This window comes from Occallatibacter riparius (genome assembly GCF_025264625.1).
GTDB classification, from domain to species: Bacteria; Acidobacteriota; Terriglobia; order Terriglobales; family Acidobacteriaceae; genus Telmatobacter; species Telmatobacter riparius.
In genome coordinates this window covers 5,067,844-5,079,962 of the sequence record NZ_CP093313.1, presented here as the reverse complement: position 1 = coordinate 5,079,962, position 12,119 = coordinate 5,067,844, and the positions used below count along the sequence as shown (strand labels likewise).

At 61.7% G+C, this 12,119-nt stretch carries 10 protein-coding genes; 7 read left to right on the top strand and 3 right to left on the bottom strand.

Going from position 1 to position 12,119, the window contains the following annotated elements; genetic code table 11:
• Positions 1-37 precede the first annotated feature (37 nt).
• On the bottom strand, positions 38-787 hold the full coding sequence (locus tag MOP44_RS20670; protein ID WP_260792295.1) for a class I SAM-dependent methyltransferase: 750 nt from the start codon (positions 785-787) through the stop codon (positions 38-40).
• Positions 788-798: 11 nt separating this feature from the next.
• On the bottom strand, positions 799-1,980 hold the full coding sequence (locus MOP44_RS20665) for a potassium channel family protein (protein WP_260792294.1): 1,182 nt from the start codon (positions 1,978-1,980) through the stop codon (positions 799-801).
• A gap of 88 nt (positions 1,981-2,068) precedes the next feature.
• Between MOP44_RS20665 and MOP44_RS20660 the strand changes: the two genes are divergently transcribed.
• The 6 genes from MOP44_RS20660 to MOP44_RS20635 all read left to right on the top strand — a co-directional run bounded on the left by MOP44_RS20660 (position 2,069) and on the right by MOP44_RS20635 (position 10,235).
• The gene (locus tag MOP44_RS20660; protein WP_260792293.1) at positions 2,069-2,293 is read left to right on the top strand and encodes a DUF2905 domain-containing protein; all 225 of its coding nucleotides are present in this window, start codon (positions 2,069-2,071) and stop codon (positions 2,291-2,293) included.
• A gap of 556 nt (positions 2,294-2,849) precedes the next feature.
• The gene (locus tag MOP44_RS20655; protein WP_260792292.1) at positions 2,850-3,791 is read left to right on the top strand and encodes a branched-chain amino acid transaminase; all 942 of its coding nucleotides are present in this window, start codon (positions 2,850-2,852) and stop codon (positions 3,789-3,791) included.
• Positions 3,792-4,022: 231 nt separating this feature from the next.
• On the top strand, positions 4,023-5,729 hold the full coding sequence (locus MOP44_RS20650; RefSeq protein ID WP_260792291.1) for an alkaline phosphatase family protein: 1,707 nt from the start codon (positions 4,023-4,025) through the stop codon (positions 5,727-5,729).
• A gap of 103 nt (positions 5,730-5,832) precedes the next feature.
• The gene (locus MOP44_RS20645; protein ID WP_260792290.1) at positions 5,833-6,747 is read left to right on the top strand and encodes a dihydroorotate dehydrogenase; all 915 of its coding nucleotides are present in this window, start codon (positions 5,833-5,835) and stop codon (positions 6,745-6,747) included.
• Between the two features lie 84 nt (positions 6,748-6,831).
• Positions 6,832-7,044 (top strand): hypothetical protein, encoded by a 213-nt coding sequence (locus MOP44_RS20640; protein WP_260792289.1) that lies wholly within the window; start codon positions 6,832-6,834, stop codon positions 7,042-7,044.
• A 242-nt stretch (positions 7,045-7,286) separates the two neighbouring features.
• Positions 7,287-10,235: an endo-1,4-beta-xylanase gene (locus MOP44_RS20635; protein WP_260792288.1), complete on the top strand. Its 2,949-nt coding sequence runs from the start codon at positions 7,287-7,289 to the stop codon at positions 10,233-10,235.
• A gap of 84 nt (positions 10,236-10,319) precedes the next feature.
• Here MOP44_RS20635 and MOP44_RS20630 read toward each other — a convergent pair whose 3' ends face one another.
• Positions 10,320-11,444 (bottom strand): hypothetical protein, encoded by a 1,125-nt coding sequence (locus MOP44_RS20630; protein WP_260792287.1) that lies wholly within the window; start codon positions 11,442-11,444, stop codon positions 10,320-10,322.
• A gap of 161 nt (positions 11,445-11,605) precedes the next feature.
• Between MOP44_RS20630 and MOP44_RS20625 the strand changes: the two genes are divergently transcribed.
• The gene (locus MOP44_RS20625) at positions 11,606-12,004 is read left to right on the top strand and encodes a hypothetical protein (protein WP_260792286.1); all 399 of its coding nucleotides are present in this window, start codon (positions 11,606-11,608) and stop codon (positions 12,002-12,004) included.
• Positions 12,005-12,119: the final 115 nt, after the last annotated feature.

Genomic DNA, 12,119 nt, shown 5'->3' with positions numbered 1-12,119 from the left:
TGCGCTGCGACTCCCTCGAGCGCCGCAGCGCATTCTGTTATTCGACGCCCATCCACCGCCAGATCGAACAATCCTCATACGGCGCCGACGCATACTCCCCGTCCGGCTGATTGTCGAGGATCCGCTTGTCTGCCGCGTTGTCCGCGCGCGACCGTGGCACCTTGCCTGAGAACAGCCGCGCGAATCCCTTCTGCTGCTCCAAGACCCACGCCTGCTCATCGTTCACGTACAGCACATCCAGCGCACCCGGCCGCTCCGCGAACGCGCGCGCCAGCCTCTTCAACAGCCGTCGCATCACCACCGCGCCAAACGGATTGAACAGGAACAGCACCGTCGGCTCCGCTGGAAACGCAAACTCCGCCGCGTCCGCCTGTACCACGCGCACCGGCACTTTCACGCGACCCGCTTTCCGCCACACCGCGACGTTGCGCCGCGCCGTGCGCACCAGTGCCGGATGCAGTTCCACGCCAATCACCTGCCGGAACGGCATCTCCGCGGCCAGCAGCACAGCGCGCCCCATCCCCGCGCCCACATCAATGAATGTTGTCTCGCTAATCTCCGCCGCAGGCCGCGTCCTCTCCCAGCGCCCCATCAGTTTGTGAAACACCGAGGGCGCCACGCCGAAATAAGCTGTCGCATGTCTGTCATGCGCGTGCCCCGACTTGAGATGCCGCCCCGCAACAAGCCCGCTGGTGCGCACGCCGTTCTCAACATCAAACGGATGCGGAATAAGCCCATCTCTAACCGTCAACCCCGGCAGTCGCCTGCGTTCCCCTGAAGAATTCACATCGCCTCTTGCTAAAAGTCGTGATGATCGTCAAGCAGCAGATCCACGGAACTTCTGCTCTCGCCTGCAACCTTCGTCGTCTTCGGATTCGCCTTCTCCGCGCTCGCACGAACCTTCGCCACCGTCAGCCAATTGTCCTTGTGCGGCTTCTGGGCAATCCACGGCGGCAACGCCATCTGGAAATGCGCGCTCAGCGCCTCGGCATACGGTTCGTAAAGCTTCCGCATCTCGCGCAGCCGATTCTCGCTATTCGTGTCGCGGCACACGCTCACGCCGCTTTGGCAAAGCAGCCCATACAGCTCGTCATAGCGCGCCTGTGTCAGCCGGTCCGGCGCATCCTCAATCGGCCGCAACGACACCACCTGCGACAAATCCACCATCGCATGCCGCGCCATTGCGAATGTCAGTTGCGCCTGCCGCGCCTCGTGCCCCTGCACGCCCGCAATCAGCAGCGCGCACGTGTCCAGGATTGCCGTCAGCGCGCTGATCCAGCTCTGGTTCGTATGCTGCGATCGGAAATAGCACAGCAGCGGAAACGAAATGTGGCTCTCCAGCAGTTCCGCCGACCACCGCTCCCACTCGATCAGCAGCGTCGAAAGCTCCGTATCCGCCCCGTCATGCGCGTGCCGCCGCATCAACTCCGCCGCGGTCGGCGGAGAACCCGCTCTGGCGTCCAGCAGCGATATGCTCACCTCGCGCCGTGAAAACGCTCCATACAGCACCGGAAAGTACCCCATCACCACAGCAAGAAATGCAAACCCTGTTCCGGCTTCGAGCACCACCAGCATGCGCGCCAGCGGAGTGGTGGGACCGGCGTCTTCAGGCCCCAGCGTGAAGATCGCCGAACCGCTCATATACAGGTCTGACATCAGGCCCGCCCGCTCCCGCGAATCCCAGAACGACGTGCCCAGCGAAAAGTAGATCAACCCGAACCCGAACAGAATCACCGCCGCCCAGAACGCCAGCAGCAGAATCAGCGACAATGGCCCGTAGAAACTGAACGCCGTCTCCCGACCGCGCGGATCGCGAATGCGCTTGGCCAGAAATGCCCATGGGTGCCATGTGGCGAGATAGAACCATCGCGTCAGGCGCACCGGCCCCGCTGCACGGCGCGGCGAAATGATGGTCTGGAATGCATCCACCAGCACAATCACTACACAAAACACACCCGCGATAAGAGTGAAGATGCGCAAAGCTGCCTCCGTTCCTATGCGCACGGCAGGCGTGAAACATTCGCTGCCGGTGCTTGTATTCTAGCCATCAGAGGCGCAGCACAGTCCCGTGACAGATCTGGGCAAACTCATCCTCGGCCTCGGCCTGGTCCTCGTCGTCATCGGCGCCGTGCTCATGCTCGCCGGACGCATCGGCCTCCCGCTCGGCCGTTTACCCGGTGACTTCGCCTGGCGCGGCAAAAACACGCAGGTCTATTTCCCTCTGGGAACATCCATTCTCATCAGCATCGTTCTCACCCTGGTGTTGTGGATCATCTCTCAGTTCCGCAAGTAGCCCACCTGCTGGTCACTACTCGCTAACCACTACCCACTCGGCAGCGCCGTGACAATTCCGCTTCACTTGGGCTATGCTTTTCGCGGAATTGTTTTGTAAGGCAGTGATTCCCCAGTTCGGCTCCGTTTCTTACATCAAGGAGGAGAACCTAATGGCTGCCCAGACCCCCAAAAAATGCGGAAATGCGGCTTGTAGCTGTGTGCCCCCCGCCAACGCTAAATATTGCAGCGCTCATTGCGAGGGCGTCGCCACCAAAGTGGAGATCCTCTGCACCTGCGGGCACCCCGGCTGCGAAATGGGCTCGGTCCGCACCTAGAACTAAATACAATTCGCGATTCGTAGCTGTCCCAGGTTCAGGCAAATAGACTTGCGTGCCGCGTCTGCGCAACAGCGCAGTATCACCCTGGTGGGCTGGGCGATCAGAACTCGTCACCTCAACAACGCACGTGATCCCTGCGAAAACGACGTTGAGGGGGTATTTACGCGCGGATGACACGTGCACCCTGATCGCGGTAGGCTTGAGTACACGCGCGGGGTTCGCGCGGCAAGGAGTCTCATGCCCATCCAGCCCACCTCAAAAATCTGGCACAACGGCAACCTGATCCCCTGGGAGAGCGCGACCATCCACGTCATGAGCCACGTGGTTCACTACGGCTCCAGCGTGTTCGAGGGCATCCGCTGCTACTCACAGCCGCAGGGTGCGGCCGTGTTTCGTCTGCCTGAACACATGCAGCGTCTTATTGACTCTGCCAAGATCTACCGCATGGCGTTGCCCTACTCGCTTGACGAGCTCTGCGCCGCGGTGGTCGACACCATTGAAGCCAACGGGGTAGCCCCGTGCTACATCCGGCCCATCGCCCTGCGCGGCTACGGCGAAATCGGCGTCAACCCCAAGGGCTCGCCCATCGACATCTACATCGCCAACTATCCGTGGGGCAAGTACGTCTCCGGCGGCGATGCGGCCGACGTCTGCGTCTCCAGCTGGAACCGCCTTGCTCCCAACACCATGCCCGCTCTCGCCAAGGCCGGCGCAAACTACATGAACTCGCAGCTCATCCGTATGGAAGCCGACACCAACGGCTACGCCGAAGGCATTGCCCTCGACGTAAATGGGTACGTCAGCGAGGGCTCCGGCGAGAACGTCTTCATCATCCGTAACGGCGTCCTCTACACCCCGCCGCTTTCCAACTCCGCGCTCTCCGGCATCACGCGCGACTCCGTACTCACCATCTCGCGCCACCTCGGCCTCACGGTCATCGAGCAGACCATTCCGCGCGAGCTGCTCTACATCGCAGACGAAGTCTTCTTCACCGGCACTGCCGCGGAAGTCTCGCCCATCCGCTCCATCGATCGCGTTGTCATCGGTGACGGTAAGCCCGGCGAAATCACCAAGCGCATTGCCGACGAATTCTTCGGCATCGCCAACGGCCTCAAGCCCGACAAGTTCGGCTGGCTCACCCCAGTCAAAGTCGGCAGCCAGGAAACCGTCAGCGCCTAACAACAATCTCGATCTCACAACAGAACGGGCAGCTACTCAGGCTGCCCGTTTTGCTGCTTTGCTCTGCTTTCTCTGTCCTGAAGAAGATCAGCTAACGGAAAAAGGCGCGCTCCTCCACAGAGGTGTCATCCCGACCAAAGCGTAGCGGAGTGGAGGGATCTGCGGTTGCCTTTCGCACGCTCCACGAATACTGCAACAACCCTGTAACCCTCCGTTCTTTATCATCGAACTATGTCCATGCCCCGGCGTCGGTCCTATGCCCTCTTCTCTTGCCTTGCTCTTCTGATCCTTTTCTTCTCTCCCACCTTCCTTCCTGCGCAGGTCTACTCCGGCAACCCCAAACTCATCGTCATCGTCGTCATCGACCAGTTCCGCGGCGACTACCTCAATCGCTTCCACTCCGAATTCAAAGGCCGCGGCTTCCGCCTCTTCACTGATGAAGGCGCGTGGTTCACCAACTGCTACTACGACTACGCCAACACCAAGACCGCTCCCGGCCACGCCACCATCGGCACAGGCGCGTACTCTGACGGCCACGGCATCGAAACCAACGAGTGGTGGGACACCTCACGCGACGCCCACCACAAAATCAGCTCCGTTGAAGACGAGCGCTATCAGCTCGTAGACGTGCCATCGAACGTCATCCCCGCCAACCTGCCCAACGCCCAGCCGAGCGCCCTCAAGTACCTCATCGGTTCCTCCCCGCGCAACCTCCGCGCCACCACTCTCGGCGACGAACTACGCCTCGCCACGCAGGGCAAGGCACGCGTCTTCGGCGTCTCGCTCAAAGACCGCGCCTCCATCCTTCCTTCCGGCCAATCCGCCAACGCCGCTTACTGGCTCGAACCCGCCAGCGGCCAGTTCACCACCTCCACCTATTACATGGAGCACCTCCCCGAGTGGGTCCACGCCTTCAACGCGAGCGACCGCCGCCAGCGCGCCGCGCATGAAGCCCTCGCCGACGGCACTGACCAGTTCTTCGAGCAGGTCGGCCGCATGCCCGCCGCCAACAGCTACGAGCTCGACTTCGCGCAGGCGCTCATCCAGAATGAACATCTCGGCCAGAACGGAGTCACCGACGAGATCACCATCTCCCTCTCAGCCAACGACATCGAAGGCCACGCCTTCGGCCCCGATTCCCCTCAGGAACACCGGATGGTCCTCGGCCTCGACCACGACCTCGACGCATTCTTCACCTGGCTCGACAAGACCGTCGGCCTGAAGAACGTCTGGCTAGCCCTCAGCGCCGATCACGGCGTTGCCCCCGTTCCCAGCGAGGCCGCCCAGCTTGGCATCTCCGCCGTCGCCGTCAACATGACGGAAATCGATGCTGCCATCAATACGAAACTCAACGAGCGCTTCTCCCCCGGCAGCGAGACCCAGTACCTCATGCCCGATCCCGACCTGCCCTACATCACCCTCAACAAGCAGGCATTCGAGCAAGCTAAAGTCGACGAAAAGACTGCCGAAGACGCCGTCGCCGCCCTCGTGCAAGAAGCCGTCGCCGCCTCCGCTCCCCAGCCCAAGTCTGAACTCCCCCTCCAGCATCGCCTCCCGCCGGCGCCCCGCGTACAGGCTGTCTACACGCGCCTGCAACTCGCCCACTCTGAGCTTCCGCCCTCCGAGTGGGGCCGCCGCATCGCCCACAGCTACGCCGATCACGGCAACTGGTTCGTGATGGCCATGCTCGATGCCTACCAGATCCAGGGCAGCGGCGCCGGAGGCACCACCCACTACAGCCCCTGGTCTTACGACCGCCACGTCCCTCTCGCCTTCTACGGCGCGCCCTTCGCCCCCGGCGAGTACCGCGAGCGCGTAGCGCCCGTCGACCTCGCCGCCACCTTCGCCTCCCTCGCCGGCGTCAATCAGCCGTCAGCCTCCGTCGGCCGCGTCCTCACCGAGGCCCTCAAGCCCACCGCCACCGCAGCGATAAAATAGAAGGCGACGAATGCGCAGAAATGGCTGATCACGTGGCCAACGGACTACGTGTTCGCCTGCTACTAACCACTAATCACTGGAAACTCATTCATTGAAGCCCAACATGCAAGTCACGTTGGCCGGCATCACCCTGGCCAACCCCATCATCGCCGCCAGCGGCACCTTCGGCTACGGAATCGAATTCGAGGAGATCGTCTCCCTCGAAGCCCTCGGCGCTTTCGTCACCAAGGGCATCTCCCTCCAGCCCATGGAGGGCAACCGAGCCCCGCGCCTCATCCAGACCGCCGCCGGCATGCTCAACGCCATCGGCCTCCAGAACGTCGGCGTCGAAGACTTCATCGCCACCAAGCTTTCCGCGCTGAAGAAATACCCGCGCGCCAACGTCATCGTCAACGTCTTCGGCTACACCGTCGGCGACTACGTTGCCGTTGTCGAGCGCCTCAATCAGGCTGAAGGCATCGCCGCCTACGAACTCAACGTCTCCTGCCCCAATGTCCACGCCGGCGGCATGGCCTTCGGTTCCGATTGCGGCTCGCTCGAATACCTCGTTGGCCGCGTCAAGGCCATCAGCAAGCGCCCCCTCATCGTCAAGCTCTCGCCCAACGTCACCTCCATCGCGCAGATGGCCCAAATCAGCGAAAGCTCCGGCGCCGACGCCGTCAGCCTCGTCAACACCTTCATGGCCATGTCCATCGACGTCGAAACCCGCCAGCCCCGCCTCACCAACATCACCGGCGGCCTCTCCGGCCCCGCCATCAAGCCCATCGCCCTGCGCATGGTCTATGAAACGGCCCGCGCCGTGAAGATCCCGATCCTTGGTATGGGCGGCATCATCACGCCAGAAGACGCGGTTGAATTCCTCCTCGCCGGAGCCACTGCTGTCCAGGTCGGCACCGCAAGCTACGCCGATCCGCGCGCCACCGAGCGTCTCGTCAAGGGCCTCGAATCTTGGTGCCGCGGCCATCACATCGAGTCCGTCACCAGCCTAACGAAGGCCCTCGAGATTCCGAAGCCCTAGCGGCCCCGCACAAACTGGAAATTTCAACAGCAGACCGCAACCCAATCGCTAAAACAACATCAAAAAGCACGAAGAGAAAAAGCCATGCCATTCCCGATCAAAACCTGCGTCGTCTGTGGAGATGAGTTCGAGCTGCGCCCCGGCAAACCGGGCTTTGCCAACCGTTGCCCCGTCTGTTCCGAGCCTGAAGAGGACACCACCAAACCCACGGCAGGCGACTACCGCACTGACAATGCGGAGATGAACGAAGCCCGCCGCAAAACCATGCGCGACATGCTCTACCGCAAAGAAAGCTGAAAGTCCCCCGGCCACACCGGGGGATCTTTCGCTCCTTCGTTCTTTTCAACTCATTCCCCACCTGATCCCTCCGCAATCCCCGCCCCGGGCTTACCTTCCAAAAACCACCTTGACACCCCTGCAAAGCCGTGTCTATACTCCCGCACGATCGAGTAAATCGAATTACTCGGTGCGATTTCCCTCGCCTCCTCGCTCGCCTTCAAGAGGCGTCACTTTTCCTATTGCCTGTACCAGGAGGGCCCATGTTTCACTTTGCCAGTGACTTCAATCGGCAGCGGTCGATAAGACTCTTCGCCTATCTCCTCACCCTCGCCTTCTTCCTCGCGCCGCGCTCTCTGCACGCGCAGGTCGTTGCCACCTATGACTTCGAGAACGGCAGCACCCAGGGATGGGGCTCGTTCTACAACGCCAGCACACCGGTGTCCACCAGCGCCGCCGCTCAGAGCGGCAACTACAGCCTGCTCACCACCACCAGCGCTGGAGCCACCGGGGGCCCCTCCATCCAGCTCGCCGGCGTTCTGCTTCCCGGCGCAAAATACACCATCACTGGATTCGTGCGCCTCACGAGTGGCGAGACCGCTACTAATGCCAACTTCACCATCGCGCGCACTGACCCCTCCTGCTCCGGCGGAACCTGCTACGACACCATCGGCACCTACCAGGTGCCCGTAAACAGCTCCGGCTGGGCGCAGATCGGCGGTACCTTCAATGCCTCCGCCACTGAAACCGGTGCCCTGCTCTATGCGCAGCTCGTCGGTGCCGGCGCCTCGCAGTCGTTCTATCTCGATGACGTGGTGATAACCCAGACCGCCCCGCCCCCCGGCGGAACCCCCGTCGCAACTTACACCTGGGCCGACGGCGGCCTCGACGGCTGGTTCCCCTTCGGCTCTCCCACGCTGACCAACGCCATGGCCACCGATCCGGCCGGCAATCAGCACGCCCTGCTCACCACCAATCGGACCGCGGGTTACATGGGCCCCGCCCTCAACCTGCTCAGCCTGAATACCCTCAAGGCGGGAGCCACCTACCAGGTCAGCGCCTATGTCATGCTGGCGCAGGCTGATGCCAGCAGTCCCACCATCTCCATGTCCACCAAGCTTGCGGACTGCGCCACCTCCGGCACCTACAGCAATCTCGCCACATCCAGCCCGCTGACTGGCGGCACCTGGGCCAAGCTGCAAGGCACATTCAGCTTCAGCAATCAGCCCGGCCCGCCCACTGGACTCACCCTTTACTTCCAGTCCAGCAGCGCGACGGACTCCTTCTACATCAGCGACGTCGTCATCAGTCAGCTCGCGCCGCCGCCGCCCGATCCCAGCCAGCAGGACAACTCCGGCATCAGCACCAACTTTGACGATGGCGGCACCGACGGCTGGACCGGCCGCGGCTCTGCAACCGTCACCAACACCGCCAACGTAGCGCACACCGGCACCAACAGCCTCTACGTCACCGGCCGCACCGCCAATTGGAACGGCGCCTCCATCAGCATCAGCAACAAGATGTATCCCGGCTCCGTGTACAACATCAGCGGCTGGGTCATGTTGCAGCCAAATGACGGCACCAACCACACCATCAACGTCAGCCTCCAGACCACCATCGGCGGCAACACCAGCTTCCCGAGCGTCACTCCGTACCCCGGCCCAACTATCCCGGCCGACGGTCAGTGGCACCAGGTCAGCGTGATGGGCTACAACATGGCCAGCGCCTACGATCAGGGTCAAGCCAGCCTCTACTTCCAGACCGTGTCCTCAGGCAACGACCTCGTTTCGTTCTACCTCGACGACTTCCAACTCACCTACGTGGCGCCCCCGTCCATCCAGACCGACATCCCGTCGATCTTCCAGACGTTGTCGCCCTTCTTCCCCGTCGGCGCGGCCGTCGATGCAACCGACCTCTCCGGCGCGCATGAGCAACTCCTCACCAAGCACTTCAACAGCATCACGCCCGGCAACGAAATGAAGTGGAGCTCCGTTGAAAGCACCAAGGGCAGCTTCACCTTCGGCCCTGCCGACAACGAAGTCAACGTAGCCGTCTGCAATAACATGCTGGTCCGCGGACACAACCTCGTCTGGGCCACCGGCGCGCAAACCCCGTCCTACGCCTATGGCGACGGCACCAACTCGCCCACCAATCAAGCCACCGTCATCGCCAACATCCAGGAGCACATCCAGAACGAGGTGCAGCACTTCGGCACTAAGGTCGGACTCTGGGATGTGGTCAACGAACCGCTCGATCCCAACCAGCCTGACTGCCTCGTGCACGGCCCGTTCTATCAGGTGCTCGGCAAGAGCTATCTCGACGTCGCTTTCCAGGCAGCGCGCCAGTACGCTCCCGCGGGCACAAAGCTCTACCTCAACGACTACTCAACCGCCGACACCAACCGCCTCGCCTGCCTCGTGCAAGTGGTCAACGACCTGCGCTCGCGCGGCGTTCCGGTCGATGGCGTCGGCCACGAGATGCACAACGCCATCAACTACCCGTCAGTCAACGCAATGGTGCATGCCATCAACACCATCGCTGACAACTTCCCGGGCATCGAACAGCAAGTCACTGAATACGACGAGAGCGTCTACAACGGCGGCGATCGCACCCACGACTACGGCAGTAACATTCCGCCGTCCGTCCTGGCCGAACAAGGCTGGCTCTACGCCGACACCTTCGACGCCTTCAAGAGCCTCGCAGGCAAACTCAACCGCGTAACCATCTGGGGCATGGCTGACGACGACACTTGGCTCGACAGCTTCCCCATCAACCGCACCGACTACCCATTGCCCTTCGACCACACCCTCCAGGCCAAACCAGCCTACTGGGGCATCGTCGACAAGTCCCAGCTCCCCGGCTACGGCATGACGCTCTCGTCCACCGTAACCGCCGGCACCAGCGATACCCGCACCATCACGCTCACCGCAACCAACGGCAGCGTGGGTACGGCCTGGGGCATGCAGCTCAACGGCCTCACCCTCAAGCAGACCTCGGGCCCGTTGTGCACGCCGACCATGACGGCACCGAGCTTCCCCATGGTCCTTGGCGACCTGCCCGCGGACGGCTCCGCCTCCGTCACGTTCACCCTCCGCATCAACAGCTGCAATCCCAACGCGAAGTGGACCCTCACTGTCCCCTGGGCAGCCAACGTCTACGAGAACGGCACCTACACCACAACCATCGACTTCAACCGCGGCGCCAAACCATAGCTCGCGTCGCCTTCACAACAGAAGAGGCCCGCCAAACCCGGCGGGCCTCAATCTTTTCTACTCCCTATTCCCTACTCCCTGTCTTCATCCTTTGCCTTTAAACGCGTAATACAACTCAATCAACAAAATCAGCACCACCACAACCTCCAGGAAGAACGCGCGGCTCTCATTGAACTGCTCCGTCATATCCTGGTGCAGATCCTCTGCAGTCTTCAGCTTCTCAGCCACCAGACCCTGGTAATCCGGCACGCCCACCTTGGCCGCCGCCAGCCGATACAGTCTCGCTGCAAACATATCGCTCAAAAACTTGATCGCGTTATCTGCATGCTCCGTCAGCTCGCCAATCTCCAGCAGCACGCGCTGAAGATTCCGTGCTCGCTTTGCCATCCGCCACCGCGCGAAGCGCCCGCGCTTCTCCGCTAGCTGGTCATACACGCCGCCCAGCACATCGCTCAGCAACTCGTCATAATGCCGAAACTCCAGCAACTGCGAATTGGCATACTCCAGCAGTTGCACTGCCGTCTCCGCTCCGGCGCTCGAGTCATACACAAACGCCGCGTTCCACCCAATCACCGCCAGGTCATGCGCATAGTACGAAACCTGCGACTGCAGCACCTCGTGGCATTCGTTTTCCGCCAGCGTAATGCGATCCCCGCGCACCACCTGCGCAATCTGCTGCCCATGCGACCGCACCAGCTCCGCAGCCATCGGAGCCCCGGCCCCCGCCGGCACGCCTCCTACCTCCCTCACATGAAAAATGAAGTAGTCCTCGCTGAGCCAGCGCTCATACGGCTTCAGGAACGCCGCTTCCGACCGCTCCAGTGTCCGCCGGATCATCGGCTCGATCCGCGACGCAAAATCCACGTCCCACACCCACCGGCTCGACAGCTTGATGAGCTCGTCCCAGTCGCCCGCAAACGGCAACTGGTACGTGACACTCACCACGCCATAATCGAAATACTTGATCTCGCCCTCGAGCCGCTCGCCCGACTCCAGCGTCAGCGCCTCCAGATGCCCCACCACCGGCGGCCGCTCATATCGGACATAGGAAGGCGCCGCCTGCTTCGTGCTCGGCTGCTTCAGCGTCCGCGCACTCAACGCCTGCTGCACCTTGTCCAGCCTGATCTCTTCGCACACATCAAACTGGATCAGCACCCGCACAAACCCGCTCAGAGCCGCCGCAGTCGTCGTTGGAGCCACGCTCGACATAACTTGTTCAATGGTACCGGACGCAGTCAAAGCCGAGTTCGCTGCGTATTAGCGTAATGTCCCGGTCGTTTGCTCCTTCTAGATTTGATCAATTCTGGACGGATGCTCGACGACACCCGATCAGAATCTCATTAACGTAGCTTGCAAGGAGGTTGAATTCCATGCGATCCATACTTCATATCGCCTTGGCATCAGCCGTTATTGTGGCTGCCGCTCTAAGCGCAAGCCCTGCGGTAGCGCAAACGATCACCGTCAAAGTTCCGTTCAGCTTCGAGGTCGCCGGAAAAACCTTTCCCGCCGGTAACTATTGGCTCTCTCGCGATGACCAGCGCGACTACGTGACACTGGCTGCAAAGAGCTCATCCCAGTACCACACCAGTTGCCTGATCGGTCCCGGCACGCCATCCCCATCGGAGAGCAAGGTCGCCTTGAACTTCGATACGGTCGGGCAAACGCACCTTCTTCAGTCAATTCAATACGGGACGATGATTTCAGGCAAACTCGACAGGCAGGCGCTTGAGAGCGAACGTGTCTCTATGGCGCATTCAGTTGGTCGCTGAAATCGTCATCTCATTCGATCTGGTGCAGACTTCGCGCGTGCTGCGACCGCCCCAAACCGTGTGCCCCGTCCTGACTGTTAGGCGGGGCACTACCATTCCCTCTAGTCCCCTGAAG

Excerpts from the sequence above, each read along its gene's own strand:
- MOP44_RS20655 (WP_260792292.1), top strand. The coding sequence starts at position 2,850 with ATGCCCATCCAGCCCACCTCAAAAATCTGGCACAACGGCAACCTGATC.
- MOP44_RS20650 (WP_260792291.1), top strand. The coding sequence starts at position 4,023 with ATGTCCATGCCCCGGCGTCGGTCCTATGCCCTCTTCTCTTGCCTTGCT.
- MOP44_RS20645 (WP_260792290.1), top strand. The coding sequence starts at position 5,833 with ATGCAAGTCACGTTGGCCGGCATCACCCTGGCCAACCCCATCATCGCC.
- MOP44_RS20640 (WP_260792289.1), top strand. The coding sequence starts at position 6,832 with ATGCCATTCCCGATCAAAACCTGCGTCGTCTGTGGAGATGAGTTCGAG.
- MOP44_RS20635 (WP_260792288.1), top strand. The coding sequence starts at position 7,287 with ATGTTTCACTTTGCCAGTGACTTCAATCGGCAGCGGTCGATAAGACTC.
- MOP44_RS20630 (WP_260792287.1), bottom strand. The coding sequence starts at position 11,444 with ATGTCGAGCGTGGCTCCAACGACGACTGCGGCGGCTCTGAGCGGGTTT.
- MOP44_RS20625 (WP_260792286.1), top strand. The coding sequence starts at position 11,606 with ATGCGATCCATACTTCATATCGCCTTGGCATCAGCCGTTATTGTGGCT.